Source organism: Bradyrhizobium sp. LVM 105 (assembly GCF_003957705.1).
GTDB lineage: Bacteria > Pseudomonadota > Alphaproteobacteria > Rhizobiales > Xanthobacteraceae > Bradyrhizobium > Bradyrhizobium frederickii.
Map to the genome: position 1 here is coordinate 125,964 of NZ_QZMV01000010.1, position 25,138 is coordinate 151,101.

Genomic DNA, 25,138 nt, shown 5'->3' on the forward strand with positions numbered 1-25,138 from the left:
CAACACATCGACTGAAGGGGATTTGTCCATGATCATTCCAACCCATTTCGGCCCGGGGATTCCGATGCTGCGGGCACAGGCGTGGTCCGTATCGGCATTCGGGCGCCTCGTTTCGCTCGATCTCATGGCCTTCGACCTCCGGTTTGCCCTCGCAAGCGTCGTGGCACGCTTGCTGACCCAGGCCGCGGACGCGCTGGTCCGCCACGTGATGGGCCGCGCCTGGCGCGGGGCTCGCTTTGCAGAAGATATCACGGCTGCTGCCACCATGGTGGCAGCAGCCGGTCGCTAGGTTCCGCCAACTTTCGAGAGAGGTTCAGGAGAGCTCGCATGATCACGCTTTACGGCTTTGGCACCGGCTTCGGCCTGCCGGAAATCAGCCCCTTCGTCACCAAGACGGAGGTGCAGCTCAAGATGGCGGGGCTGCCCTATCGAAAGGAGCGGGCGATGCCGCCGGCCTCTCCCAAGGGGCAATTGCCGTTCATCGACGACGGCGGTGAGGCGGTGGCTGATTCCACCTTCATCCGCGCCCATATCGAGCGCCGCTACGGCTTCGATTTCGATGCCGGCCTGTCGCTGGCCGAGCGTGCGCAGGCCTGGGCGTTCGAACGGATGATCGAGCACCATATTTATTGGGGACTGGTCGGGGCACGCTGGGTCGATCCGGTGAATTTTGCCAAGGGACCCGCGCATTTCTTCGATGGCGCACCGGAGCACAACCGCGAGAAGCTGCGCGAGGATGCGCAGTTCCGCGTCGCCGAGAACTATCTGCTGTCCGGCCTCGGCCGCCACGCGCCCGATGACGACGTCGACCTCGCCGTGCGCTCGCTGTTTGCACTCTCGGTGCAGCTCGGCGACAAGGCGTACCTGATGGGCAACAAGCCCTGCGGCGTCGATGCTACCGCCTTCGGTATGCTCGCCGGCATCCTGACGCCGTTCTTCGAATCGGCCTTGCGCGAGCGCACCGAGGCATTTCCGAACCTCACCGCCTTTGTCGACCGCATGATGGACGACTACTATCCCGAGTTCGCCTGGACCCCGTTGCGGCAGGCGGCGTGAGGCGGATATTGTTTCCGCATGCACGGTGCACCTCTCCCGCTTGCGGGAGAGGTCGACGCGCTCGCAGAGCGCGGCGGGTGAGGGCTCTCTCGGCTGGGAGACTTTCTCGGCAAGCCTCGGGCAATCCCAACGCGGAAGCACCCTCTCCCCGACCCTCTCCCGCAAGCGGGAGAGGGAGCACATACCGCCGCCGGGGTTTCGGGCTATCTTCAAACGCAAGACAAAAGAGCCGGCCCATTGGGCCGGCTCTCGTCGTCTCAACTGCTGGCTGGGCCTACTTCACCATCGAGTACTTGCCGTCCTTCACCGTGAGCAGGATGCGCGAGCGCTCGTCGAGGCCGTAGCGGTCCTTTTCGGTGAAGTTGTAGACGCCCTGGCTGGCGGCCAATTCCTTCTCCGTCAGCAGCGCCTGGCGGATGGCTTCGCGGAATTCAGGCGTGCCGGGCTTGGCCGTCTTCAACGCAGCCGGAATGACGCGCTTGAGGATCTCGAACGCATCATAGGAATGGCCGGCGAACTGGCTGCGGCTGTTCGGACCGTACTTGGCCTCATAGGCCGAGTTGAGCGCGAGGCCCGGCTTCTTGGTCAGGGCGCTGTCCGGCTGTTCCTCGGGGGCCATGACGGGACCCGAAGCCATCAGTACGCCTTCGGCCGCTTTGCCGGCGATGCGGATGAAGTCCATGCTGGCGGCGCCATGAGTCTGGTAGATCAGGCCCTTGTAGCCGCGTTCGCGCAGCTCGGTCTGTGGCAGCGCGGCCGCGGTGCCGGACGCGCCGACCAGGATCGCGTCGGGATTAGCGGCAACGAGCTTCAGCACCTGTCCCGTCACGGACGTGTCGGGACGGGCGAAGCGCTCCTCGTCGACGATCGTCATGCCCATCGGCACGGCCTGCGCCTTGAGGTCGTTGAACCAGAGGTCGCCATAGGAGTCGGAATAGCCGATATAGCCGAGCGTCTTCACGCCCTTGGCCTTCATGTGGTCGTACAGCACCTTGCCGACGATCGGGATCGGCTGCGGCATCGCCACCGACCACTTCATGCGCTCCGGCGTGATCGGGAACGGCGCCAGGCCGAAATGCGGAATGCCGGCTTCGTTGGCGACGTTGGAGACGGCGATGGTCGGCGGCGTCAGCGCCGAGCCCATGATGATGTCGGCCTTGGATTCGGTCACGAAGCGGCGGGCGTTGGTGGTTGCAGTGGTGGGATCGCCGCCGTCGTCGAGCACGATCACCTTCAGCGGCACGCCGCCGATCTCCTTCGGCACAAACTCCAGCGCATTGCGCTCGGGAATACCCAACGCGGCACCGGGGCCGGTCGTGGTGGTGGTGATGCCGATCGTGACTTCGCTGGTCTGGGCCAATGCGGGCAGCGCCGGCAGGGCAAGCGCCGCCGCGGTGATGGCGGCAGTCAGGTAAAAGCGTTTCATCTATTTCCTCCCTTTACGTGTTTCTTTGAAAGCAGAAATCGGGGGGTAATTCAGCCCCCTCTTTTGGTGATGCGGCGATTTAGCTTCCCGTGAATTTGGCTACCATTTCCGCCGGGAATGGTGCCGATTTCAATTTGTCTGGGTTAACGGGATCGCGGCCGACCAGAACGCGGGTCTCGAACCCTTCGATCGCCAGCGCCTCGCCCTTGTAGACGTTGTGCTTCACCTCGAAGCTCGAGCGTTTGATGCTCTCGATTTTGGTTTCGATGGTGATCCAGTCGCCATAGGTCGAGGGGATGTAGAACTTGGCCCGCGTGTCGACCATGGGGATGCCCACCAGGCCGTATTTGCGGACCAGATCCTGCTTGGAGAAGCCGGCGACCTCGAACAGGGTCGAGGTCGAATCGTCGAACATCGCGAAATAGCGCGGGTAGTAGACGATGTTGGCGGGGTCGCAATCACCCCACTGGATCTGGACCTCGCGCCGGTTCACGAACATGGGCGGCGCCTTACTTCGGCGCCATACGCAGCGAGCCGTCGAGGCGCACCACTTCGCCGTTCAGATAGGCGTTCTCGACCATGTGCAGTGCGAGCGCGGCGAATTCGTCGGCTTGGCCGAGCCGCCGCGGAAAGGGGATGGCGGCGGCGAGCGAGTCCTGGGCTTCCTGCGGCAGGTTGGCGAGCAGCGGCGTCAGGAACAGGCCGGGTGCGATGGTCAGCACGCGGACGCCGAACTGCGCCAGTTCGCGCGCGATCGGCAGGGTCATGCCGACGATGCCGCCCTTGGACGCCGAATAGGCTGATTGCCCGATCTGGCCGTCATAGGCGGCAACGGACGCGGTGTTGATGATGACGCCGCGCTCGCCGGTCGCCTGCGGCTCGAGCTTGGACATCTCGGTCGCGGCAAGGCGCAGCATGTTGAACGTGCCGATCAGGTTGACCTTGATCACCTTGTCGAAATCGGCGAGCGCCATCGGGCCGTCGCGGCCGACCACGCGCTTGGCAACGCCGATGCCGGCGCAATTGACCAGCACGCGGGCCGGGCCGTGGGCCTTCGTCGCCTGCGCGATCGCGGCTTCAGCGGAGGCGGCATCGGAGACGTCGCAGGTCACGGCGACGCCCTTGATCTCGGCGGCGACCGTTTCGGCGAGCTTGGCATTGAGATCGAACACCGCGACCTTCGCGCCCTGCGCCGCCAGCTTTCGCGCGGTGGCCGCGCCCAGTCCCGATGCGCCGCCGGTGACGATGGCTGCCTGATCCTTCAACAACATGGCGTTTCTCCTTCGATTCTAATTCAGACGCGATCGTATCCAAGCGCTCGATGCGCTCCCTCGCCCCGCTTGCGGGGAGAGGGTTGGGGTGAGGGGGACTCTCCGCGGAGACGGCGAGAGTGAGACTCGCGGAGAGTCCCCCTCACCCGAATTTGCGCGTTGCGCAAATTCGACCTCTCCCCGCAAGCGGGGCGAGGTGAAGGAGCAGCCGATCGGTTCATTCCAATTGTCATGTTATCCGACCGATATCACACGGTTGGATGGATTGGCAGCGTAGAGCTCCTCGATCAATTCGGTGCGGTGCTCCAGCACGGCGCGCTGGTTGATCGAACCCTTGTCGGTGACCTCGCCCTTGTCGATCGAGAGCGGCGTGTCCATCAGGATCGCGCGCGTGATCCGCGTCGAGGATCCGGTGGCTTGGCTGAGGAAACGGGTCAGGCGCTCGCGAAAAGCCTCGCGTACCAGGCGGTCGCGCGTCGCGACGACGAGATCGTCGGCCGGCAGCGTCGGGTTGATCAGCCGGCAACCGTCGAGGTCGAGCACGACCAGCGCCGAGATCTCGTCGCGGTTGATGCCGGCGATGACGACGTCGCGCACCAGCGGGGCGCAGGCGGCCGTGAGGCGCGCGCGTAACGGGCCGACGCTGACCCAGGTGCCGCTGGCGAGCTTGAAGTCTTCGCCGACACGGCCGTCGAAATCGAAGCCGGCGTTGAGATCGTCGGGATCGGCAGGCTTGAGCGCATCGCCCATCTTGTAAAATCCTTCCTCGTCGAAGGATTTCGCGCTGATGTCGGGCTGGCGCCAGTAGCCGGGCATGACGTTCGGCCCCTTGGCCCGCACCTCCAGCTTGCCGTTGTTCGGCACCAGCTTGGCGTCGTTGCCCGAAACGGGCAGGCCGACATGGCCGGAGCGGCTGGTGCGCGGATTGACCGACATGAAGAACGGCGCGGTCTCGGTCGCGCCCAGCCCGGTCAGCATCGGCACGCGATAACCTTTTTCCTTCACCGCGAGCTCGTCGAGGCTGTCCCAGATGAACGGCGAGAGCGCGGCGCCCGAGAAGAACATCGCGTGCAGGCGGTCGAAGAATTTTGCACGCAGGCCCTGGTCCTCGCGCAAATAGGGCAGCAGCGATTCATAGCCTTTGGGCACGTTGAAATAGACCGTCGGCGAGATTTCCTGGAGATTGCGCACGGTCTCCTCGATGCCGCCGGGCATCGGCTTGCCGGCGTCCAGATACATCGAGCCGCCGTTGTAGAGCGTCAGCCCGATATTGTGGTTGCCGCCGAAAGTGTGATTCCAGGGCAGCCAGTCGACGATGACCGGCGGCTCGTCCTTGAGGAAAGCGAGCGTCTCGCGCAGCATCACCTGGTTGGCGCAGATCATGCGTTGGGTGTTGATGACGGCCTTCGGATTGCCGGTCGAGCCCGAGGTCAGCAGGAATTTCGCGATCGTGTCGGGACCGATCCTGCCATGGACGTCGTCGAGATCGCTGCGGATCGGCGTTGCCATGAGGTCGGCGAGCAGCGTGACGTCGCGGCCCGGCACGCCGCCATAGGAGGCGGCGATCTCGGTGCCGAGCGAGACGTTGGCGGCGAGCGCATCGGCGAACTTGTCGGCATCCTCGGCGAAGACGAGGCCGGGCGTCAGCAGCTTCATCAGATAGGACAGCTTGCCGTAGTCCTTCGACACCAGCGAATAGGCCGGCGACACCGGGCAGAACGGAATGCCGGCATAGAACGCGCCGAACGCGAGCAGGGCGTGGTCGATCGAGTTGCCGGAGAGGATGACGACCGGCCGCTCCGCCGACAGGCCGCGCGCAATCAGGCTTGACGCGATGTGCCGTGCCGCGACGAGCAGCTCGGCGTAAGTGATCTTGCGCCAGCCGCGGCCGCCTTCGCGCTCCGCCATGAAGACGCGATCCGGCGTGGTCGTCGCCCAATGATGCAGGCGGTCGGTGATGCGGACCGGATAATCGCCGAGCGGCTGCTTGGGCCGGAGGTAGATCGTGCCGTCGTCGCGCCGTTCGATGTTGACGGCGGGATCGCCGAACGAGATCGGCCGCAGCGGGAAAGTGCTCGCGCCGCGCTCCGTGCTGGAAGAGGACGGCTGTGCGCTCATGGCTTCGGCTTTACCTTTGCGGTCTTGTGCTCGAGGAATTCACGGATCCGGCGTTTTGCCTCTTTGTCGCTCTGGGCCACGGTCGCCATCAGCGATTCCATCAACAGACCGGTCTGCGGATTGGCCTCCGCGATCATCGGCAGGGCCTGGAGCACGGCGAAATTGGTCAGGGGCGCGTTGGAGGCGACTTTGGTCGCAAGCTCCATCGCCTTGCCGAGCGCGTTGCCAGCTTCCGTCACATATTGCGCGAAGCCGTAGGACGCGCCTTCGGTCGCGCTATAGACGCGGCCCGTCAGCATCATGTCCATCATCCGGGCGACGCCGATCAGCCGCGGCAGCCGCACCGAGCCGCCGCCGCCGACGAAGATGCCGCGTTGTCCCTCCGGCAGCGCGAAATAGGTGGAGGGCTCGGCGACGCGGATATGCGCCGAGCAGGCAAGTTCCAGCCCGCCGCCGATCACGGCGCCCTTCAGTGCGGCGATCACGGGAACGCGGCTGTACTGGATGCGGTCGAACACCCGGTGCCACATCTGGGAATGCAGCAGGCCGCCTGTCGCGTCGTGCTCGGTCAGCTCGGAGAGGTCGAGGCCTGAGGAGAAATGGTCGCCGACGCCGTGGATGACGACCGCGCCGATGTCCTCGGGCAGGGACGCAAAACACTCGCCGATTTCCAGGATGATGCCGTCGTTGAGCGCATTGCGCTTGGCCGGCCGGTTCAGACCCACGGTCAGAACCCGGTCCACCCTCTCGATCCGGAGTAGCCCGGAGGCGCCCGCGGCAGCGGGCTCGGCGTTTCCCTGTGTCATTTGCGTCCTTGTCAGAATAGTTATGTTGTATAACGAATTCTGGTGGAGTCAAGGAGGGGCGCGTTCCCGATCCACTCCTTAGGGGCGGGCGGGGGACCCCGGGGCTCGGCCGGACTTCCCCTCGCTAGCTAGCCCATTGCAACGCCATCGCCCTTGGTCCCGTGCTCGCGCTGGTCGAGCCAAAGCGTGCCGAACGCGAACGCCAGCCAGCCCAAATCGTAGGCGACCCCCATGAGCAGAATGATCCAGCCGGGAAGCGGTCCGACCGCCGCGCGATCGACAAATTCCGCCAAGCTCGCTGCGGGCGTCGGATGGATTGCAATCTTGCCGTAGTAGGCCACGGCCTGGATGGCGAGGATCCAAACGTAGTTGCGTCGCAGCCGCCGCCCCGCAGCGCGGACGAACGAAATGTGATGGCGGGGCGCGGTGTAATCACGCGCAAGAACCGTCTGCCAGCCGTCATCGTGCGCTTCGCCCGTGAACATCGGCGCGTAAAAATTCTTCTCGATCCAGCGGGCGCGGGCGCGCCAGACGTTGAAATAGCGATAGCGCCGCGCCTCCATCGCGAGGAACGCAGCAAGCAGCAACCCGACGAGCACGAGCGGCAGCGGAGATGCTTGCGGGCTCGAAAAGGTCGTCGACAGCGCGATGCCCATCGTGACAATGGCCCAATTGGTCGTGTTATCGAGTCGCGTTCGCCAGATCGTCGAGCGATAGACCTCGCCCCGATAGAGATGGGCGATGGCGCCCATCTCGGCAGGATCGAAGCTGTGTCGTGGATTTGAGTCGCTGGAAGCCATGAGGGACATGGTGGCACTCCCGTGGTCTGCGCAATCTTGCGCAAGTCGTATCCTGAACCAGCTCGGAGCCGCGTCATAGGCGGATTCAGCTCTCACCTTCAATGAGCTCAGGCACGCCGCCACACTCTCGCGGCAGGATCTGCCCGAGCTTTGCGCCCGCCGCGCTCCCGAATTGGCTCAGAAGGCGCAGGGAAGGCCGGGCACGGGTTGGTACCCGTGAGTTCCCAAAGAGTCACATCACCTGATGCACGTCGATCACGACGCGATCGGCATGGCGCGCGGCCGAGCCCACAAAAATGTGCTCCATCAGCCAGCGATATTTCTCGTGCCCCGTCTCGAATTTCGGGACGGTGCGAAAATAGATCAGCTTGGGATCGACCGGCTCGCCACGCTTGAGCTTTTGCAAGAGCTCGACAGGGCCAAAGCGCATGCCTTTGTTCTCGACATAGACGACGGCGCCGTCGTCGGTCTCGAAGGCGTATTTCGCCTCGAGGTCGATCAACTCGTTGGGTCGGATGGTCTGGAAGTCTGCGCCGAACGGCAATACCTTGCCTGTTATCGCGCCCGTCACCTCGCCGCCGATGATCGGGATGATGCGGCGAACGCCGATGCCGGTCTCACCGGCGGTGACGACGTCGCCAATCTTCGCCGTGATGGTGAAGACGTATTTGGTCTCGAGCGTCGGGGTGGTCATCGCTCCTCCTCGTCAATTCGCCATCATCCGGGTCGGCAGCCAGGTCGCCAGCAGCGGGAAGGCGATCAGGATCACGAGGCGGATCAGGTCCGTGACCACGAACGGAATCACGCCCTTGAAGATGGTGGAGAAGGAGACGTCCTTCACCACGCTCTTGATGACGAAGACGTTCATGCCGACCGGCGGGTGAATCAGGCCAAGCTCGACCGTCATGACGATGATGACGCCGAACCAGATCGGGTCGAAGCCGAGATGGGTGATGACCGGGAAGATGATCGGCACGGTGAGGATGATCATCGCCATGGCGTCCATCAGGCAGCCGAGCACGAGATACATCACCATGATCAGCGCCAGCACGCCGTAGCTGCCGAGGCCGAGGCCGGTGAGGAATTCGGTCACTTTCTGCGGCGTCTGCGTCACCGTGAGGAAATAGCCGAAGATCAGCGCGCCGATCAGCACGGTGAAGACCGCGGCCGCGGTACGCGTCGCCTGCAGCAGCGAGGCCAGGATCTTCTCGCGGTCGAGGCGGCCCGTCAGCACGCCGATGATGAAGGCGCCGGCGGCGCCAACGCCGCCGGCTTCCGTCGGCGTGAAGCGCGGCAGGAAGGGCAGGCCGTAGAGGCCGCCGATCACGAACACGAACAGCAGCACCGGCGCCCAGATCTCCTTCAACCCCGCAAAGCGTTCCCGCCACGGCGTCACCTTGCCCTTGGGCAGGAAGTCGGGACGGAAATAGCCGATCAGGAAGATCGTGATCATGTACATGGTCATCGCCAGCAGGCCCGGGATGATGCCGGCGATGAAGAGCTTGCCGATGTCCTGCTCGGTGATGATGCCGTAGACGGCGAGCACGGTGGAGGGCGGCAGCATCGCGCCCAGCGTGCCGCCCGCGGCGATCACGCCGGTGGCGAACGACTGCGGATAGCCGAAGCGGCGCATCTCGGGGTAGGCGACGGCGGAGAAGGTCGCGGCGGTCGCGACCGAGGAGCCGCAGATCGCGGCGAAGCCGCCGCAGGCGCCGACGGTGGCAATGCCGAGCCCGCCGCGCAAGTGGCCGACGAAACCGTTGGCGGCGCGGAACAGCTCCCGGCTCATGCCGGAATTGCTGACGAACGAGCCCATCAGCAGGAACATCGGGATGACGCCGAAGGTGTAGTCGGTGACCGTGCGCATCGAGGTCTGGCCGACCAGCTTCAGCGCGGCATTGCCGTTGACGAGGTAGGCGAAGCCGGAGACGCCGACGAGACCCATCGCCATGCCGACGGGCACGCGCAGCAGCATCAGGACAAACAGGGAAACGAAGCCGATTAAGGCGACGGCATCGGTGCTCATGATTACTCCGTCGCCTTCAATTTGGGATCGTGCATGTCTTCGGGATGGAAGATCAGGCGGTAGGTGCGGATCGCGATCAGCAGTACGGCGGAAACGTCGCCGATCCAGGCGACAAGGAAGAACGGCCATGTCGGCATGTGCAAGTCGAAGGTCTGGACGTTGTCGTTGTAGGTGCCGCGCACCTTGTCGAACAAAGTCCAGGTCTGCACGGTCACGACGAACAGCAGCACCAGGGTGGCGAACACGTCGATCCAGCGCTGGTAGCGCGGCCCGACATTGCCCCAGACCAGATCCACCGTGATGTGGGTGCCGCGATAGGAGGTCGCGGCGATGCCCCAGAAGATGAGGATGCCGAGCAGCATGCGGCCGATGTCGAAGCTGTCGGGGATCGAATAGTTTAGCGTATTGCGCAGCAGCACCGACAGGAAGATGTCGAGCGCGACGATGCCGACGAAGCCGGCCGCGATCCATTCGATCGAGTCGATGATGCGGTCCATCCAGGAGCGCTTCATGGGTGTGTCCTGTGTGATGTCATTCTTGTGCTCGACCCGGCTGCAGCCCTTCGCCTCTCCCCGCTTGCGGGGAGAGGCCGACACGCGAAGCGTGGCAGGTGAGGGGGACTCTCCGCGAGTCCATCCGTCACCATCTTTGCGGAAGCAGCCCCTCACCCCAACCCTCTCCCCGTAAGGACGGGGAGAGGGGGAAGAAGGACCGATCGCGTTCCGGCGCTACTCCGCCAGCGCGTTGTACTTCTTCAGCGAGGCCTTGAGGTCCGCGAGCGCGGCATCAGGATTGGCGCCGGCCTTCTTGGCATTGTCGCTCCAGGTTTTCACCAGCGGCTCGGCGGCCTTCTTCCAGGCGGCGGTCTGCTCGGCCGTCAGCTTGTAGACCTCGTGGCCGGACTCCGCCTTCACCTTGTCGATGCCGGCATCCTCGAACTTGCCCCAGTGCTCGCCGACCATGCCCGCCATCTCGACCGAGCAGTTCTTGTCGATCGCGGCCTTCTGCTTGTCGGACATCGCATTGTACTTGTCCTTATTGATGACGAACACGAAGGTCGTGGTGTAGAGCGGCGCCTCCATGTCGTACTTGGTCACCTTGTCGATGCCGAACAGCACCAGGGAGCCCCAGGGGAAGGTGACGCCGTCGGCGACGCCGCGCTCGATGATGTCACGCACTTCCGGCGCCGAGGACTGCACGTTGGTGCCGCCGAGCGAAGTGACGAAGTTCGCCATGGTGGCGTGCGCCGGGCGGATCTTCATGCCCTTCACGTCTTCGGGCATCACGATCTTCTTGGTCTTGGAATGGAAGGACGAGGGCGAGTGGACGAAGGCGAGGCAGTACTTGACGTCCTTCATCTCCTTCTCGGCATATTTGCGATACCAGGCGTCCAGGCCCATCGAGCCGCCCTTGGCGTCCGAGATCAGGAACGGCAGCTCGCCGGCGCCGACGATCGGGAAGCGGCCGGGCTGATAGCCGGGATTGACGTAGGTGACATCGGCGATGCCGTCGCGCGCCATGTCGTAATGGTCGAACGCCTTGCCGAGCTGCTGGGCCGGAAACACCTTGCCCTTGATGGTGCCGCCGGAATCCTTCTCGACCGCCGCGGCCCAGTCTTCCAGCGACTTCTGCAGCGGATGCGAAGCCGGCACCCAGTGCGAGATCTTCAAATCGAAGGTCTTGTCCTGCGCGAAGGCAGGCGTCACGCTCGCGGCCAGCAGCAATGCCAGACAGGCTCTTCTCATCACGCGTCTCTCCCTGTTGTCGACGGGCTTCGCTGGCCCGGTCTCATTAATTAACATGTTATCTAAATGGCGGACGGGTTCAAGCCAGAACTGGCGCGCACCTCTCGCATCCTCCGTCAGCCCCGTGCATGGATTTGTCGCCCTTCGCAGCGACCCGCGCGCCCCTTTTGCCCAACGATTATATGGTATAATTATCCCGAGCGTCTTGAAGCGACAAGCGAGCCGCCACGAAAGCCTACAGGATCGGAAGGAGCAAGTATTGCGGACAAAGGTCGCAATCATCGGGGCCGGGCCGGCCGGATTGTTGCTTGGGCAACTGCTGCATTCTTATGGCATCGACAACGTCATTCTGGAGCGGCAGAGCCCGGACTACGTGCTCGGCCGTATCCGTGCCGGCCTGCTGGAGGAGGGAACCGTCGCGCTACTCGACCAGATCGGCGCGGGGACCCGGGCGCATGCCGAAGGTCTGGTGCACGAAGGCATCGAGCTCGCTTTTTCCGGGCGTCGTCATCGCATCGACATGAAGGGTGCGACCGGCAAGACGGTCATGATCTACGGGCAGACCGAGGTCACGCTCGACCTGATGAATGCGCGCAAGGCCGCCGGTCTCGTCTCGGTCTACGAGGCCAAGGACGTCCAGCCGCACGATTTCGACGGCAGTCACCCGCGTGTAACTTACGTCAAGGACGGCGCCACCCACACGCTCGATTGCGACTTCATCGCCGGCTGCGACGGTTTTCACGGCGTCAGCCGCGCCAGCGTTCCGGCCTCGGCGATCGAGGAGTTCGAGCGGATCTATCCGTTCGGCTGGCTCGGCATTTTGTCGGACACCCCGCCGGTCAGCCACGAGCTGATTTACTCCAACCACGCCCGCGGCTTTGCGCTCTGCACCATGCGCTCGACCAGGCGTAGCCGCTACTACGTGCAGTGCACGCTCGACGATCATGTCGACCAATGGCCGGACGATCGCTTCTGGGACGAATTGAAGCGCCGGCTCGATCAGGAGGCCGCCGACAGCCTCGTCACCGGCCCCTCGATCGAAAAGAGCATCGCGCCCTTGCGCAGCTTCGTCGCCGAGCCGATGCGCTTCGGCAGGATGTTCCTGTGCGGCGATGCCGCCCACATCGTGCCGCCGACCGGCGCCAAGGGCCTCAACCTCGCCGCCAGCGACGCGCATTATCTGTCGAGCGCGCTGCGCGAATTCTACGACGAGAAGTCCAGCGCCGGCATCGACGCCTATTCCGCCAAAGCGCTGGCACGCGTCTGGAAAGCGGTGCGCTTCTCCTGGTGGATGACCTCGATGCTGCACAAATTCCCCGACACCGGCAGCATCGGCGCCCGCATCCAGCTCGCCGAGCTCGACTACGTCACGCAGTCGCAAGCGGCGATGACGTCGCTGTCGGAGAACTACGTCGGGCTGCCGTTTTAAGGACGGTGCCGTAGGGTGGGCAAAGCGTAAGCGTGCCCACCAATTTTCTCAATTGTGCAGAGATCGTGGCACGGCGCTACGCGCCTTTGCCCACCCTACGGCTCTGTCATTGCGGCACCGGGCGTTTCAAACACCCGCGCAAATCCCGTTTGAAACTTTGTAATTGATGCGCTCGTCGCGTCCGTCGTGTTCAATGCCGGCGACCTCAGCAACGCGAGACAGCCATGACCCTCACCGACATCCCCGCCGGCTTCGAGCCGCATTTCCGCAAGGCGCCGCTCACCGATCCCTGGGAGCCGCTCTACTCCAAGAAGACCGACAAGGGGGTCACCGTGGGATTGCGGCTGGCGACGCCGCACACCAACGCGCGCGGGCTAATCCATGGCGGGTTGATTGCGGCGCTGGCCGATGCCGCCATGGGCTATAGCTGTGCCCAGGCGACGGGCTGGTCGACCTCGTTGGTCACGATCTCGCTGTCGGTCGACTATGCCGGTGCCGCCGAAATCGGCCAGTGGCTCGCGGTCGAGGGTGAGGCGATCAAGACCGGCTCCACGATCTGTTTCGCGCAATGCCTGGCGAAGGCCGACGACGCCGTGATCGCGCGGGCGAGCGGGACATTCCGCGTGGTGCCGAAGAAGGGGTAATGCTGTCGTTCCGGGGCGGCGCGGAGCGCCGAACCCGGAACCTCGAGATTCCGGGTTCTCGCTTCGCGAGCCCCGGAATGACGATGGTCACCCGAACCTCCACTCCGCCGTCTCCACCACGAGATCGATGAACGCGCGCACCTTGGCCGAGAGCAGGCGCGAGGTGGGATAGACGATGTGGATCGGCAGCGCCGGCTGCTCGTATTTCGCCAGCACGATCTTCAGCCGCCCGCGCTTCAGCCCCTCGGCGGCCTGATAGGCCAGCACCCGCGTCACGCCGCCGCCGGCCTCGGCATATTGCAGGGCGGCGTCGGCGCTGTTGCTGGTGAAGCGCGGAGCTACAATCACCTCGATGTCGCGGCCGTCCTGGACGAAATGCCAGCTGGCGGATGGGCCGAACTGGATGGTCTGGTGCTCGCGCAGCGCCTCCGGCGTCCTCGGCTCGCCATGGCGCTTGAGGTAGGCGGGCGCGGCCACGACGATCCGCCGCATCTCGCCGACCTGGCGCGCCACCAGCGAGGAATCGGCGAGGTGGCCGATCCGCACCGCGGCATCGACGGCGTCCTCCACCAGGTTGACGAGATGGTCGGAGAGCCGCAATTCGCAGGCCACCTCGGGATAGCGCTTGAGATAGGCGGTCATGACCGGCCCGACATGCAGGCGGCCGAAGCCGACCGGGGCCGAGACCACCAGACGTCCGCTCGGCCGGTTGCGCTCCTCGCGTGCGGAGCCGTCGGCCTCCTCGACATCGGCTAGGATCCGCCGCGCCCGCTCCAGATAGCGCGTCCCGACGTCGGTCAGCGTCACCTGCCGCGTGGTCCGCTGCAACAGCCGCGCGCCGAGATGCTCCTCCAGCGCCGCGATCATCCGCGTCACCGCCGAGGGCGACAGCCGCAGCTTGCGCGCCGCCGGCGCAAAGCCGCGCAGATCGGCGACGGTGACGAAGACATGCATGGCTTCAAGGCGGTCCATGGTAATTATTGCATATATAGCAATGATGAAGTGTCAAGTGGATCGATTGTTTTAGCCTCCGGAAGGTCCATTTTGACCCCTGACAGACGCAGCAATGCGCCGGAATTCCAGGAGTTATTCCGATGACGGCAACTCACACCTACGCCAGCGACGTCGCCTTTTCGCCGGCGGTGAAATCGATCCAGACCCGGAAGGGATCGCGCGAGGGCTATGCCCATGCCGAGCGGCGGGGATGGCGCACCGAGGTCGATGACAACCTCGCCGCCTTCCTCGCTGACGCCGACAGCTTCTATTTCGCCACCGCATCAGCCGATGGCCAGCCCTATATCCAGCACCGCGGCGGCCCGAAGGGCTTCTTGAAGGTCTTGGACAAGCAGACGCTGGCCTTCACCGACTACGCCGGCAACCGGCAATACATCACGCAAGGAAACCTCTCGGAGAATCCCAAGGCGTACATCTTCGTGATGGACTACGCCCATCGCCGCCGCGTGAAGATCTGGGGCGAGGCGCACGTCGTCGAGGACGACGAGGCGCTGACGGCGTCGCTGATGCCGAAGGGTTACCGCGCCCGGCCGGAGCAGGTGATCCTGTTCAAGATCGCGGCCTGGGACACCAACTGCCCGCAGCACATTCCGCAGAAGTTCGACGCGGCGGATGTCGCGGCGGCACTGGCGGCGCGAGATGCGAGGATCGCAGAGCTGGAAGCGGAGGTTGCGGCCTTGAAGGGGGAGAAGGGGACGGGAGCTCGGTAACGCGGCGCTCACTTACCCTCCCCTGGAGGGGGAGGGTCGATCGCGCGAAGCGCGAGCGGGGTGGGGTGATCTCTCCGATCGGGCAGTGTTGGATGGGGAGAGACCGTCACCCCACCCCGCTCCGCATTTCGCTCCGCTGCATGCGAAGCGACCCTCCCCCTCCAGGGGAGGGTGAGAGTCACAACACACTCGCGCCTTCGTGCTGGAAGCCGAGATAGCTCGCCGCCACCCGCTCGTTCGCGGCGATGTCGCTGGCCTTGCCGCTGAGCACGAACTCGCCGAGCTCCATCACGTAAGCCTGGTCCGCGATCTTCAGCGCTGCCTGCGCGTTCTGCTCGACCAGCAGCACGGAGACGCCGGCGGCGCGGAGCTCGGTGACGATGCGGAAGATGTCGGCGACGATGATCGGGGCGAGGCCGAGGCTCGGCTCGTCCAGCATCAGCAGCTTCGGTTCGCCCATCAGCGCGCGGCCCATCGCGAGCATCTGCTGCTCGCCGCCGGAGAGCGTACCGGCGAGCTGCTTGCGCCGCTCCTTCAGCCGCGGAAACAGCGTGTAGACGCGCTCCATCGAGGCCCTCGCCTTGGACCTCTCGATACGGAAGGCGCCAAGCTCGAGATTGTCCTCGACATTCATGGTCACGAACAATTCGCGGTGCTCGGGGACGAGGCCGAGGCCCATCGCGACGCGGTCCTCGATGTCGAGCCGGGCGAGATCCTGCCCGGCAAAGACGACGCGGCCCTTCAGCGGCAGGATGCCCATGATGGCCGAAAGCAGCGTGGTCTTGCCGGCACCGTTGGCACCGACGATGGTGACGATTTCATTCGTGCCGACCTCGAGCGAGACCGAGCGCACCGCCTCGACCTTGCCATAGGCGACATGGGCATCGGTGACGGACAACAGCGCGCTCATGCCGCCACTCCGAGATAGGCCTTGATCACTTCGGGATTGGTCTTGATCGTGGCGGGGGTGCCTTCGGCGATCTTGGTGCCGAAATCGAGCACCACGATGCGGTCGGCGAGGTTCATGACGAAGCCCATGTCGTGCTCGACCAGGAGCACGCTCATGCCGCCGTCGCGCAAGTCACGCAGCAGCGTCGCCAGCCGCTGCTTCTCCATGTGGCGCAGGCCCGCGGCGGGCTCGTCGAGCAGCAGCAGCATCGGATCGACGCAGAGCGCCCGCGCGATCTCGACGATGCGCTGCTGTCCCAGCGAGAGCGAGCCTGCGAGCTGGTGCATCTGCTCGGTGAGGCCGACACGCTCGATCTGGCGGGCGGCCTCCGCAAGCAGCTTTGCCTCGTCGGCGCGATCGAGCCGCAGCATCGAGGAGATCGGCCCGGAATGGCCGCGCAGATGCGCGCCGATCGCGACGTTCTCCAGCACGGTCATGTCGGGGACCAGCTTCACGTGCTGGAAGGTCCTGCTGATGCCGAGCTTGACGATCTCCTGCGGCGGCGCGTTGTCGACCTTCTTGCCCAGCACCGAGACCGAGCCCGACGTCGCGGACAGCACGCCGGTGATCAGGTTGAAGGTCGTGCTCTTGCCGGCGCCGTTCGGGCCGATCAGCGCGACGATCTCGCGGGCCTGGACGTCGAAGGAGACGTTGTTGACCGCGACCACGCCGCCGAACTGTTTTCGCGCCTTGTCGACTTGGAGCAGGACGCCGGACTCGCCGACCGCACGGGCGCGATGTTCCAGCCTCTGCGAGGTGTCGGGCTTCTTGCCACTGGTGCGCTCCGGCAGGAAGGACATCAGCCAGGGCCAGAGGCCGCCGGGCGCAAGCTGCAGCAGCGCGACCAGCATGATGCCGAACACGATGGTCTCGACCTGTCCCGAGCCGGGCAGGATCAGCGGCAGATAGCTTTGCAGCACCTCTTTCAGGACCACGACGATCGCCGCGCCCAGGACGCCGCCCCAGACATAGCCGGCGCCGCCGACCACGGCGATGAAGAGATATTCGATGCCCATATGCGCGCCGAACGGGGTCGGGTTCACCGCGCGCTGGAGATGGGCGTAGAGCCACCCCGAAAGACCGGCGAGCACGGCGGCATGGATGAACACCAGCAGCTTGGCGCGCGGCGTATGCACGCCGAAGGCTTCCGCCGCGACATGGCCGCGCCTGAGCGCGCGGATGGCGCGGCCGGTGCGGGAGTCCAGCAGGTTCATCGTCAGCAGGGCCGAAACGATCACGGCGATCCAGATCGCGTAATAGATCGAGCCGGGCGAGAGCATCTTGAACGTGCCGATCGACAGCGGCGGGATCGCCGAGATGCCGTCGTTTCTCCCCAGGAATTCCAGCTTGCTGAATAGATAGAACAGGCCGAGCCCCCAGGCGAGCGTGCCGAGCGGCAGATAATGGCCGGAGAGGCGGACGGTGATCAGACCGAGCAGCACCGCCAGCGATCCGCTGACCGCCAGCGACAGCGGCAGCGTCAGCCAGGGCGACAGGCCATAGGCCGTCGACAGCACCGCCGTGGTATAGGCGCCGAAGCCGACGAACGCGGCTTGTCCGAAAGAGGTCAGGCCGCCGACGCCGGTCAGCAGCACGAGGCCCATCGCGACCAGGGCCGCGAGGCCGATATTGTCGAGCAGCACGATCCAGAACGGGGGCATCCCCGGGACAAACGGGATCGCCGCCATCACGAGTGCGAAGACAATGATAGGAAGCCGGCTCTGCATCTTGGCCTCAGTCCTTCTCTTCTTCGACGGCGGGCGCGGCGAGCGAGCGCAGCAGCAGCACGGGGATCAAGAGCATGAAGACGATCACCTCCTTGTAGTTGGAGGCATAGAAGGACGAGAACGCCTCGACGATGCCGACCACCAGCGCCGCGACGGCGGTCAAGGGGTAGCTGACGAGGCCGCCGATGATCGCGGCGACGAAGCCCTTCAGGCCGATCAGGAAGCCGGAGTCGTAATAGAGCGTCGTGATCGGCACGATCATGATGCCCGACAGCGCGCCGATGACCGAGGCCAGCAGGAAAGCGATCTGCCCCGACAGCGTGGTGCGGATGCCCGCGAGCCGCGCCCCGAGACGGTTCACGGCGGTCGCGCGCAGCGCCTTGCCGTAGAGCGTCAGGCCGAAGAACAGCCAGAGCCCGACGATGAAGGCGACGGTGATGGCGTAGACGGTGATGCTCTGGCCGGTGAAGCGCAGCGCGCCGGCGGTGAAGGCGCCGGACAGCACGGCAGGCCCGCGCTGGCCTTCGGCGCCGAAGAACAGCAGGCCGAGGCCCTGCAGCGCGAGGTGGACGCCCACTGAAGCGATCAGCAGCACCAGCACCGAGGTGTGCGCCAGCGGCTGGAACGCGATGCGATAGAGATAGAGGCCGATCATCGAGACGATCACCAGCGACAGCGCGATGCAGATCGCGACCGGCGGCTTCTGGGCGGCGAAGTACACGGTCACCGCCAGCACGATGGCGGGCAGCACGATGTTCGTGATGAAGCTGCGCACGACCAGCCGCCCGTGCAGCGCCTTGCGCGCCACGAACAGGTCGAAGGCGAAGGCGCCGATGCCCAGCGCCAGCGCCAGCTTTGCCGTCCCCGGCATCTGACCCGCGGCCAGCGAGGCATAGGTCAGCGCGCCGTAGGTGACGAACTCGCCCTGGGGAATGAGGATCACGCGGGTGACGGCGAACACCAGCACCAGCGCCAGGCCGAGCAGCGCATAGATCGCGCCATTGGTGATGCCGTCCTGCACCAGGAACAGCATGATGGTGGTATTCAAGACCGGACGCTCCCCCTCAATATTACGAACCGGTCCCCTCGATTGCGGTGGACGGTCCGCTCACAGCCATTGATACACGCATGCGATATTTGATATGGTCCATAACAATTATCAAATATAACATCAAGGGTGGGGAACGACCCGTCCCGAATTTAACGGCATTACGAGCACGAGGCGATGACCGTTTCCAAGGCTGCTGAAAAGACCGCTGAAAAGACCTCCGAAAAGCCGGCCGACCCGGCCAAGGGCCGCAAGGACGCGGCCGAATCGCAGGGGCAGGGGGCTGCCGAGGCGCTCCAGCTCGGCGGGCTTTCCGAACAGCTCGGCTATGTCTTGAAGCGGGCGCAACTCAAGGTGTTCGAGAATTTCTTGCGCTGCATGGCCTCGCTCCAGCTCACGCCGGCGCAGTTCTCCGTGCTACTGCTGGTCGAGAAGAATCCAGGCCGTAACCAGACCGAGATCGCCTCCACCCTTGGCATCCTGAGGCCGAACTTCGTGGCGATGCTCGACAACCTCGAGAGCCGCGACCTCTGCGCGCGGATCCGCTCCACCAACGACCGCCGCTCGCACATCCTGGTGCTGACCGACAAGGGCAAGGCCGTGCTGGCCCGCGCCAAGAAGCTCGTCGCCACCAAGCACGAGGCCCGGCTGAACGATCTGCTCGGGCAAAGCAACCGCGAAGCCCTGATTGCAATGCTTTCGAAGATCGCCAACGAGTTTTGAGGCGGGCAGTCACTCCCCGAGTGCGCGAGCGCGCCCCGGCCTGATTGGCTTCTGTCGCGGTGTCCGCGTCTCTCCTCTCGCTCTGTCGTTCCTGGACGGTCCGCCAGACAGCTGCACGATAACGCTCGGGGGCGCGTCAGGCGCGCCTTGAATAGGGACGAGCCTGCTGGTGCGAGCGCGTGAGTTCCGAGGACGTCGACCGGATATGACGCGCTGCATATATAAAATGATGCTTGAAACATCATTTTATGCGCCCTAAGCTTGGCAAATCAATCATTGTAATCGCCACGGACATCCTGCACCGTGATCACAGCCGCGCAGCTTCGAGCCGCCCGTGCCTTGCTCAGGATCGATCAGCGCGAACTCGCGCAGCGCTGTTCGCTGTCGCTGCCGACGATCCAGCGCATGGAGGCCTCCGAAGGGGTGATCCGCGGCAATGTCGATTCCCTGGTGAAGCTGGTTGAGGCGCTGTCGGTTGCCGGCATCGAGTTGATCGCCGAGGGGGCGGTGTCAAGCGCCGGGGGCCGCGGGGTGCGGCTGAAATCTCCACCTCCGAGCGCGGACGACAAACCATGATCGAGGACCGGCCATGATCGCCGTCGCGCTATGGTCGGTGGCCGCTCTGCTGGCGCTGGCTCCTGCCGGAATCGTGCTGTCGACGCGCCCGCGCGGCTCGATCATCCTTTACGGCGGATGCCTGATCGCCACATCGACGCTCTGTGTTACGGCGCTGTCCGGTCTGCTCTATCCCCCTCAGCCGGCGCCGAGCGCGATATTGCCGATCGGACTGCCCTGGCTCGGTGCTCATTTCCGCCTCGATGCGCTGTCCGCCTTCTTCCTCGTCGTCGTTAATCTCGGCGGCGTCGCCGCCAGCCTGTTCGCGCTCGGTTACGGCCGGCACGAGGATTCCCCCGGCCGCGTGCTGCCGTTCTATCCCGCCTACCTCGCAGCGATGAACGTCGTCGTGCTGGCAAACGACGCCTTCAGCTTCCTGGTCGCCTGGGAATTCATGTCGCTGACCTCCTGGGCGATGGTCGTGTCGCATCACCGGGACCCGGAGAATGTCCGCGCCGGCTATGTCTATATTCTGATGGCAAGTTTCGGCACGCTGGCGCTGCTGCTCGCCTTCGGCCTGCTCGCGAGCGACGCCGGTTACGATTTCGATGCGATCCGAGCCTCGCATCCTTCCGCTGAGCTGACCGGCACGGTGGTCATCCTCGTGCTGCTGGGTGCCGGCTCCAAGGCCGGCCTGGTGCCGCTGCACGCCTGGCTGCCGCTCGCCCATCCCGCCGCGCCCAGCCACGTCTCCGCACTGATGAGCGGCGTCATGACCAAGGTCGCCGTCTACGGCTTCGTGCGCATCGTCTTTGATCTCGTGCCCGAACCGGTGTGGTGGTGGAGCATGGTGGTGCTGCTGGTCGGCGGTCCGACGGCGACGCTGGGCGTGCTCTATGCGCTGATGCAGCGCGATATCAAGCGCGTGCTCGCCTATTCAACGATTGAGAACATCGGCATCATCTTCACCGGCCTCGGGCTGGCGCTGGCTTTCAAGGCGGAAGGGCTCGACTGGGTGGCGGCGCTCGCCTTCACCGCGGCGATGCTGCACGTCTTCAATCACGCGCTGTTCAAGAGCCTGTTGTTCTTCGGCGCCGGCGCGGTGCTGGGAGCGACCGGCGAGCGCGACATGGAGAAGCTCGGCGGCCTGATCCATCGCATGCCGAAGACGGCGTTCGCGATGCTGGTCGGCTGCGTCGCGATCTCGGCCTTGCCGCCGTTCAACGGCTTCGTTTCGGAATGGCTGACCTTCCAGGCGATCCTGCTGTCACCGCAACTGCCCTCTTGGGGCCTCAAGCTGGTCATTCCGGCGGTCGGCGGATTGCTGGCGCTCGCGGCCGCCTTTGCCGCGGCCTGCTTCGTCAAGCTCTACGGCATCAGCTTCCTCGGTCGGCCGCGTTCGGATGTGGCGGCGTCAGCGCGCGAGACTGACGGCTTCTCGCTGACCGCAATGTTCGCGCTTGCCGCCTTCTGTCTCATTGCCGGGATCCTCCCCGGGTTGTTCATCGACGCACTGGCGCCGGTGAGCAAGGACATGGTCGGCAACATCATGCCGCATCAGGTCGGATTGCAGTGGCTCACGATCGTACCGATTGCGGAAAGCCGCAGCTCCTATAACGGCCTTCTGGTGTTCCTGTTCGCGGCACTCTGCGGCACGGCCGCGGCGTCAGCCATTCACCGTCTCGCCTCCGACCGCTTGCGCCGCGCGCCGGCCTGGGATTGCGGCTATCCCGACGCGGACCCGGCGATCCAGTACTCGGCCTCCAGCTTCTCGCAGCCGATCCGCCGCGTGTTCGGCAGCGTCATCTTTGGCGCACGCGAGATCGGCGAGATGCCGCCGCCGTCCTCGGCGCTTCCCGCGCGGCTCAAGGTCGAACTGCACGATCTGATCTGGGACGGGCTGTACGCGCCGATCGCGAAGGCCATCGGCTTTGCGACGGAGCGCATCAATGTCCTGCAGTTCTTCAGCATCCGCCGCTACCTAACGCTGGTGTTCGTGGCGCTGGTCGTGCTGCTGCTGGTGGTGGCGCTATGAACGAGCTGCGCGACATCCTCTCCCAGGGCGCGCAGATGTCGCTGGTGCTGGGGCTCGCGCCGCTGCTGACGGGTTTCGTGCGGAAGGTGAAGGCTCGGCTGCTACGCCGGCGCGGGCCGCCGCTGCTCCAACCTTATCGCGACCTCATCCGCCTGATGCGCAAGGACGTGGTGCTCGCGGACAACGCCTCCTGGCTGTTCCGCGTCATTCCCTATCTGATCTTCGCGGGCACCTGGGTCGCCGCCTCGCTGGTGCCGACCTTCGGCAATGGTCTGTTGTTCTCCTGGACCGCCGATCTCATCGCCATCACTGCGCTGCTCGGCAGCGCCCGTTTCTTCCAGGCGCTCGCCGGCATGGACGTCGGAACCGCCTTCGGCGGCATCGGCTCCAGCCGTGAGGTGATGATCGCCTCCCTCGCCGAGCCCGCGATGCTGATCACCGCGTTCTCGGTTGCAATGATCGCCGGCTCGACGCAGCTCCCCACGGTGGCCGAGTTCATGGGCTCGGACGCGGTCGGCCTGCGCGTGTCGTTGGGGATGGCGTTCGTGGCGCTGACCATCGTGGCGCTGGCGGAGAATGCCCGTATCCCCATCGATAACCCCGCCACCCATCTCGAGCTCACGATGGTGCACGAGGCCATGGTGCTGGAATATTCAGGGCGGCATCTCGCGCTGATCGACTTGTCGTCGCAGCTCAAGCTTCTGCTCTATGTCTCGCTGATCGCCTGCGTGTTTCTGCCATGGGGCACGGCGACCGCGGATGCGAGCGTTGCAAGGCTCGCTCTTGGCGCGCTGGTCTATCTCGGCAAGCTGACGGTCCTCGGCTTCCTGCTTGCCGTGTTCGAGACCGCGATCGCCAAGATGCGCGTGTTCCGGATTCCGGAGTTCTTGGGCGCGGCGCTGATGCTGGCATTGCTTGCCACGCTGTTGCGCTTCGTGTCGGGGAGCCTGTGAGATGAGCAGCCTTCAATTCGATATCGCCCATCTGCTCGCCGGCTCCCTGGTGCTGGCGAGCTTCATGATGCTGTATCAGGATCGGCTCTATGCGCTGCTCAACGTCTATGCGCTGCATGCCGGCGTGCTGGCGCTGTCGGTGGGCTGGCAGGCCTATGTGCAGCAGGCGCCGCATCTCTATATCACGGCGCTGATCGCGCTGGTCTTCAAGGCCATCATCATCCCCGTGGCGCTGCACCGGATCATCAAGCGGCTCGGTATCCACCGCGAGATCGAGAACGTGATCGGCATCGGGTTGACGATGATGGCCGGGATAGGCCTCGTCGCGCTGTCGATGGTGGTGATGTTGCGGGTGACGCCGGGCGCCGATGCCCTCGCGCGCGAGGACCTCGCCTTCGCGCTGTCGGTGGTGCTGCTGGGACTCCTGATCATGGTTACGCGACGCAACGCCGTGAGCCAGGTCGTGGGCTTCATGTCGCTGGAGAACGGGCTGGTGCTGGCGGCAACCGGAGCCAAGGGCATGCCGCTGGTGGTCGAGATCAGCGTCGCCTTCTCGGTGCTGATCGCCTTCATCGTGATCGGGATATTCCTGTTCCGCATCCGCGAGCGCTTTGACAGCGTGGACGTGCAGGCGCTCGATCGCTTCCGGGGAGAGCGGCGATGACGATCGATGCGCTCGGTGCGATCCTGCTGATCCCGTCCGTCTCGGCCGCTCTGCTCGCGATCCTGCCTGGCTACATGCTGGCGGCAAAGCTCAACATCGTCGCGGCGCTCGCCACCTTCCTCACCTCGCTGTCCTTCTTCGCGATCGAGCCGGCGTCGGGGCAATATCTGCTGCTCGACGACCTCAACAAGGTCTTCATAATTCTGACCACCTTCATCGGCTTCACGACCTCGGTCTTCAGCGCGAGCTACATCCAACACGAAATCGAGATCGGGCGGCTGACGCCGGCCTTCCTGCGTTTCTATCACGCGATGTACCAGATGCTGATGTTCGCGATGAACCTCGCGCTCGTCGCCAACAATATCGGCCTGATGTGGGTCGCGGTCGAGGTGGCGACGCTGACGACCGTGCTGATGGTCGGCATTTACCGCACCCATGAGGCGCTGGAAGCCGCATGGAAATACTTCATCCTCGGTAGCGTCGGCATCGCGCTCGCGCTGTTCGGCACCATCCTGGTCTATATGGCGGCGCGCCCCGCGGTGGGCGAGGGCCTGGACGGCATGGTCTGGACGGTGCTGGTGCAGCACGCCGCACAGTTCGACCCGGCATTGCTCAACGTCGCCTTCGTCTTCCTCTTGCTGGGCTACGGCACCAAGGTCGGCCTCGCGCCGTTGCACGCCTGGCTGCCGGATGCGCATGCCGAGGGCCCGACGCCGATCTCGGCCGTGCTGTCCGGTCTGTTGCTCAATGTCGCGCTCTATGCGCTGCTGCGCTTCAAGATGATGCTCGCGGTCAACTCCGAGGCGATCGCGCCGGGTCCGCTGATGGTGACCATGGGCCTGATCTCGGTGATCTTCGCCGCGCTGATGCTGTACCGGCGCCGCGACATCAAGCGGATGTTCGCCTATTCCTCGATCGAGCATATGGGCATCATCGTCTTCGCCTTCGGCATGGGCGGCCCGCTCGCCAATTTCGCGGCTCTGTTGCACATGGCCATGCATTCGCTGACCAAGTCGGCAATCTTCTTCGCTGTCGGCCATATCGCCCAGGTCAAGGGCACACAGAAGATCGCCGATATCGGCGGCCTCACGACGACCAACCCCGTGCTCGGCTGGGGCCTGATGCTCGGCGTCATCGCCATCGTCGGGCTGCCGCCGTTCGGCATCTTCATGAGCGAGTTTCTGGTGGTGAGCTCGACGTTCGCCCGCGCGCCCTGGCTGACGGTGATCCTGGTGCTCGGCATCATCATCGCGCTCGGCGGGCTTTTCCTGCGGGTCGGCGTGGTGATGTTCGGCGAGCCCAAAGGCAGGACCGCACCCGCCGAAGCCTCCTACGTGCCGATGTTCATACACCTCGGATTGGTGCTGATGGCCGGCATCTATCTGCCGCCGGTGCTGGTCACCGGCTTCCAGAACGTCGCCAAGCTCCTGGGATAAGCG

25 protein-coding genes are annotated in these 25,138 nt (G+C 64.8%); 11 read left to right on the plus strand and 14 right to left on the minus strand.

Translation table 11 applies throughout. The annotated features are described in order from the left end of the window. Nucleotides 1-28: 28 nt before the first annotated feature. Both D6B98_RS25580 and D6B98_RS25585 read left to right on the plus strand, forming a co-directional pair. The gene (locus tag D6B98_RS25580; protein ID WP_126259663.1) at nt 29-289 is read left to right on the plus strand and encodes a hypothetical protein; all 261 of its coding nucleotides are present in this window, start codon (nt 29-31) and stop codon (nt 287-289) included. A gap of 38 nt (nt 290-327) precedes the next feature. Next, nucleotides 328-1,056 (plus strand): glutathione S-transferase family protein, encoded by a 729-nt coding sequence (locus D6B98_RS25585; protein ID WP_126259664.1) that lies wholly within the window; start codon nt 328-330, stop codon nt 1,054-1,056. Nucleotides 1,057-1,330: 274 nt separating this feature from the next. On the opposite strand, the gene D6B98_RS25595 is transcribed toward D6B98_RS25585, so the two are convergent. From D6B98_RS25595 to D6B98_RS25640, 10 genes are all read right to left on the minus strand, one after another. Then, nucleotides 1,331-2,482: an ABC transporter substrate-binding protein gene (locus tag D6B98_RS25595; protein WP_126259665.1), complete on the minus strand. Its 1,152-nt coding sequence runs from the start codon at nt 2,480-2,482 to the stop codon at nt 1,331-1,333. A gap of 79 nt (nt 2,483-2,561) precedes the next feature. Next, the gene (locus D6B98_RS25600; RefSeq protein ID WP_061029942.1) at nt 2,562-2,981 is read right to left on the minus strand and encodes an acyl-CoA thioesterase; all 420 of its coding nucleotides are present in this window, start codon (nt 2,979-2,981) and stop codon (nt 2,562-2,564) included. A gap of 10 nt (nt 2,982-2,991) precedes the next feature. Then, a complete protein-coding gene (locus D6B98_RS25605) occupies nt 2,992-3,753 on the minus strand; it encodes an SDR family NAD(P)-dependent oxidoreductase (protein WP_126259666.1) in 762 nt (253 codons plus the stop codon). Between the two features lie 234 nt (nt 3,754-3,987). Continuing rightward, a complete protein-coding gene (locus D6B98_RS25610) occupies nt 3,988-5,871 on the minus strand; it encodes a feruloyl-CoA synthase (protein ID WP_126259667.1) in 1,884 nt (627 codons plus the stop codon). Further along, complete coding sequence (locus D6B98_RS25615; RefSeq protein ID WP_126259668.1) at nt 5,868-6,677, minus strand: crotonase/enoyl-CoA hydratase family protein; 810 nt, start codon at nt 6,675-6,677, stop codon at nt 5,868-5,870. Before D6B98_RS25615 ends, D6B98_RS25610 begins: the two co-directional genes overlap by 4 nt. A gap of 128 nt (nt 6,678-6,805) precedes the next feature. After that, the gene (locus D6B98_RS25620; protein ID WP_235884909.1) at nt 6,806-7,429 is read right to left on the minus strand and encodes a DUF2270 domain-containing protein; all 624 of its coding nucleotides are present in this window, start codon (nt 7,427-7,429) and stop codon (nt 6,806-6,808) included. 280 nt (nt 7,430-7,709) lie between these two features. Next, on the minus strand, nt 7,710-8,171 hold the full coding sequence (locus tag D6B98_RS25625) for a DUF3237 domain-containing protein (protein ID WP_126259670.1): 462 nt from the start codon (nt 8,169-8,171) through the stop codon (nt 7,710-7,712). Between the two features lie 12 nt (nt 8,172-8,183). Beyond that, on the minus strand, nt 8,184-9,503 hold the full coding sequence (locus D6B98_RS25630) for a TRAP transporter large permease (protein WP_126259671.1): 1,320 nt from the start codon (nt 9,501-9,503) through the stop codon (nt 8,184-8,186). Between the two features lie 2 nt (nt 9,504-9,505). Beyond that, the gene (locus D6B98_RS25635; protein ID WP_126259672.1) at nt 9,506-10,015 is read right to left on the minus strand and encodes a TRAP transporter small permease; all 510 of its coding nucleotides are present in this window, start codon (nt 10,013-10,015) and stop codon (nt 9,506-9,508) included. Between the two features lie 216 nt (nt 10,016-10,231). Further along, the gene (locus tag D6B98_RS25640) at nt 10,232-11,248 is read right to left on the minus strand and encodes a TRAP transporter substrate-binding protein (RefSeq protein WP_126259673.1); all 1,017 of its coding nucleotides are present in this window, start codon (nt 11,246-11,248) and stop codon (nt 10,232-10,234) included. Between the two features lie 259 nt (nt 11,249-11,507). On the opposite strand from D6B98_RS25640, the gene pobA reads away from it, so the two are divergent. After that, the gene (gene pobA / locus D6B98_RS25645; RefSeq protein ID WP_126259674.1) at nt 11,508-12,677 is read left to right on the plus strand and encodes a 4-hydroxybenzoate 3-monooxygenase; all 1,170 of its coding nucleotides are present in this window, start codon (nt 11,508-11,510) and stop codon (nt 12,675-12,677) included. Nucleotides 12,678-12,901: 224 nt separating this feature from the next. Next, nucleotides 12,902-13,321 (plus strand): PaaI family thioesterase, encoded by a 420-nt coding sequence (locus D6B98_RS25650; protein WP_126259675.1) that lies wholly within the window; start codon nt 12,902-12,904, stop codon nt 13,319-13,321. A gap of 87 nt (nt 13,322-13,408) precedes the next feature. Here the strand turns inward: D6B98_RS25650 and D6B98_RS25655 are convergent, their stop codons facing one another. Next, nucleotides 13,409-14,293 carry a LysR family transcriptional regulator gene (locus tag D6B98_RS25655; protein ID WP_126259676.1) on the minus strand — a complete coding sequence of 295 codons (885 nt, stop codon included), beginning with the start codon at nt 14,291-14,293 and terminating at the stop codon, nt 13,409-13,411. A 122-nt stretch (nt 14,294-14,415) separates the two neighbouring features. Here D6B98_RS25655 and D6B98_RS25660 point away from each other — a divergent pair, with 122 nt between their 5' ends. Next, nucleotides 14,416-15,045: a pyridoxamine 5'-phosphate oxidase family protein gene (locus tag D6B98_RS25660; RefSeq protein ID WP_126259677.1), complete on the plus strand. Its 630-nt coding sequence runs from the start codon at nt 14,416-14,418 to the stop codon at nt 15,043-15,045. 178 nt (nt 15,046-15,223) lie between these two features. On the opposite strand, the gene D6B98_RS25665 is transcribed toward D6B98_RS25660, so the two are convergent. Genes D6B98_RS25665 through D6B98_RS25675 form a run of 3 tightly spaced genes read right to left on the minus strand, consistent with a single transcriptional unit; the run spans nt 15,224 to nt 18,769 of the window. Beyond that, nucleotides 15,224-15,955 carry an ABC transporter ATP-binding protein gene (locus D6B98_RS25665; protein WP_126259678.1) on the minus strand — a complete coding sequence of 244 codons (732 nt, stop codon included), beginning with the start codon at nt 15,953-15,955 and terminating at the stop codon, nt 15,224-15,226. Next, nucleotides 15,952-17,721 carry a branched-chain amino acid ABC transporter ATP-binding protein/permease gene (locus tag D6B98_RS25670; RefSeq protein ID WP_126259679.1) on the minus strand — a complete coding sequence of 590 codons (1,770 nt, stop codon included), beginning with the start codon at nt 17,719-17,721 and terminating at the stop codon, nt 15,952-15,954. Before D6B98_RS25670 ends, D6B98_RS25665 begins: the two co-directional genes overlap by 4 nt. Before the next feature lie 7 nt (nt 17,722-17,728). Beyond that, entirely contained in the window at nt 17,729-18,769 is a 1,041-nt protein-coding gene (locus tag D6B98_RS25675) for a branched-chain amino acid ABC transporter permease (RefSeq protein WP_164718862.1), read from the minus strand. Between the two features lie 177 nt (nt 18,770-18,946). Here D6B98_RS25675 and D6B98_RS25680 point away from each other — a divergent pair, with 177 nt between their 5' ends. The 6 genes from D6B98_RS25680 (at nt 18,947) to D6B98_RS25705 (ending at nt 25,135) form a co-directional block, all read left to right on the plus strand. Continuing rightward, nucleotides 18,947-19,492, plus strand: a complete 546-nt coding sequence (locus D6B98_RS25680) for a MarR family winged helix-turn-helix transcriptional regulator (RefSeq protein WP_126259680.1) — start codon at nt 18,947-18,949, stop codon at nt 19,490-19,492. Between the two features lie 303 nt (nt 19,493-19,795). Beyond that, nucleotides 19,796-20,068, plus strand: a complete 273-nt coding sequence (locus D6B98_RS25685; RefSeq protein ID WP_126259681.1) for a helix-turn-helix domain-containing protein — start codon at nt 19,796-19,798, stop codon at nt 20,066-20,068. A 13-nt stretch (nt 20,069-20,081) separates the two neighbouring features. Beyond that, nucleotides 20,082-22,082, plus strand: coding sequence for a hydrogenase 4 subunit B (hyfB, locus tag D6B98_RS25690; RefSeq protein ID WP_126259682.1), 2,001 nt, complete (start codon nt 20,082-20,084; stop codon nt 22,080-22,082). Beyond that, nucleotides 22,079-23,035, plus strand: a complete 957-nt coding sequence (locus D6B98_RS25695; protein ID WP_126259683.1) for a respiratory chain complex I subunit 1 family protein — start codon at nt 22,079-22,081, stop codon at nt 23,033-23,035. The genes hyfB and D6B98_RS25695 overlap by 4 nt, the downstream gene beginning before the upstream one ends. A gap of 1 nt (nt 23,036) precedes the next feature. Beyond that, a complete protein-coding gene (locus D6B98_RS25700) occupies nt 23,037-23,699 on the plus strand; it encodes a hydrogenase-4 component E (RefSeq protein ID WP_028138582.1) in 663 nt (220 codons plus the stop codon). After that, nucleotides 23,696-25,135, plus strand: a complete 1,440-nt coding sequence (locus D6B98_RS25705; protein ID WP_126259684.1) for a hydrogenase 4 subunit F — start codon at nt 23,696-23,698, stop codon at nt 25,133-25,135. The genes D6B98_RS25700 and D6B98_RS25705 overlap by 4 nt, the downstream gene beginning before the upstream one ends. Nucleotides 25,136-25,138 lie beyond the last annotated feature (3 nt).

Excerpts from the sequence above, each read along its gene's own strand:
- hyfB (WP_126259682.1), top strand. The coding sequence starts at position 20,082 with ATGATCGCCGTCGCGCTATGGTCGGTGGCCGCTCTGCTGGCGCTGGCT.
- D6B98_RS25605 (WP_126259666.1), bottom strand. The coding sequence starts at position 3,753 with ATGTTGTTGAAGGATCAGGCAGCCATCGTCACCGGCGGCGCATCGGGA.
- D6B98_RS25585 (WP_126259664.1), top strand. The coding sequence starts at position 328 with ATGATCACGCTTTACGGCTTTGGCACCGGCTTCGGCCTGCCGGAAATC.
- D6B98_RS25640 (WP_126259673.1), bottom strand. The coding sequence starts at position 11,248 with ATGAGAAGAGCCTGTCTGGCATTGCTGCTGGCCGCGAGCGTGACGCCT.
- D6B98_RS25695 (WP_126259683.1), top strand. The coding sequence starts at position 22,079 with ATGAACGAGCTGCGCGACATCCTCTCCCAGGGCGCGCAGATGTCGCTG.
- D6B98_RS25600 (WP_061029942.1), bottom strand. The coding sequence starts at position 2,981 with ATGTTCGTGAACCGGCGCGAGGTCCAGATCCAGTGGGGTGATTGCGAC.
- D6B98_RS25620 (WP_235884909.1), bottom strand. The coding sequence starts at position 7,429 with ATGGGCGCCATCGCCCATCTCTATCGGGGCGAGGTCTATCGCTCGACG.
- D6B98_RS25670 (WP_126259679.1), bottom strand. The coding sequence starts at position 17,721 with ATGCAGAGCCGGCTTCCTATCATTGTCTTCGCACTCGTGATGGCGGCG.
- D6B98_RS25700 (WP_028138582.1), top strand. The coding sequence starts at position 23,037 with ATGAGCAGCCTTCAATTCGATATCGCCCATCTGCTCGCCGGCTCCCTG.
- D6B98_RS25660 (WP_126259677.1), top strand. The coding sequence starts at position 14,416 with ATGACGGCAACTCACACCTACGCCAGCGACGTCGCCTTTTCGCCGGCG.
- D6B98_RS25610 (WP_126259667.1), bottom strand. The coding sequence starts at position 5,871 with ATGAGCGCACAGCCGTCCTCTTCCAGCACGGAGCGCGGCGCGAGCACT.
- D6B98_RS25630 (WP_126259671.1), bottom strand. The coding sequence starts at position 9,503 with ATGAGCACCGATGCCGTCGCCTTAATCGGCTTCGTTTCCCTGTTTGTC.
- D6B98_RS25625 (WP_126259670.1), bottom strand. The coding sequence starts at position 8,171 with ATGACCACCCCGACGCTCGAGACCAAATACGTCTTCACCATCACGGCG.
- D6B98_RS25580 (WP_126259663.1), top strand. The coding sequence starts at position 29 with ATGATCATTCCAACCCATTTCGGCCCGGGGATTCCGATGCTGCGGGCA.
- D6B98_RS25705 (WP_126259684.1), top strand. The coding sequence starts at position 23,696 with ATGACGATCGATGCGCTCGGTGCGATCCTGCTGATCCCGTCCGTCTCG.
- D6B98_RS25680 (WP_126259680.1), top strand. The coding sequence starts at position 18,947 with ATGACCGTTTCCAAGGCTGCTGAAAAGACCGCTGAAAAGACCTCCGAA.
- D6B98_RS25655 (WP_126259676.1), bottom strand. The coding sequence starts at position 14,293 with ATGGACCGCCTTGAAGCCATGCATGTCTTCGTCACCGTCGCCGATCTG.
- D6B98_RS25650 (WP_126259675.1), top strand. The coding sequence starts at position 12,902 with ATGACCCTCACCGACATCCCCGCCGGCTTCGAGCCGCATTTCCGCAAG.
- D6B98_RS25635 (WP_126259672.1), bottom strand. The coding sequence starts at position 10,015 with ATGAAGCGCTCCTGGATGGACCGCATCATCGACTCGATCGAATGGATC.
- D6B98_RS25665 (WP_126259678.1), bottom strand. The coding sequence starts at position 15,955 with ATGAGCGCGCTGTTGTCCGTCACCGATGCCCATGTCGCCTATGGCAAG.
- D6B98_RS25595 (WP_126259665.1), bottom strand. The coding sequence starts at position 2,482 with ATGAAACGCTTTTACCTGACTGCCGCCATCACCGCGGCGGCGCTTGCC.
- D6B98_RS25615 (WP_126259668.1), bottom strand. The coding sequence starts at position 6,677 with ATGACACAGGGAAACGCCGAGCCCGCTGCCGCGGGCGCCTCCGGGCTA.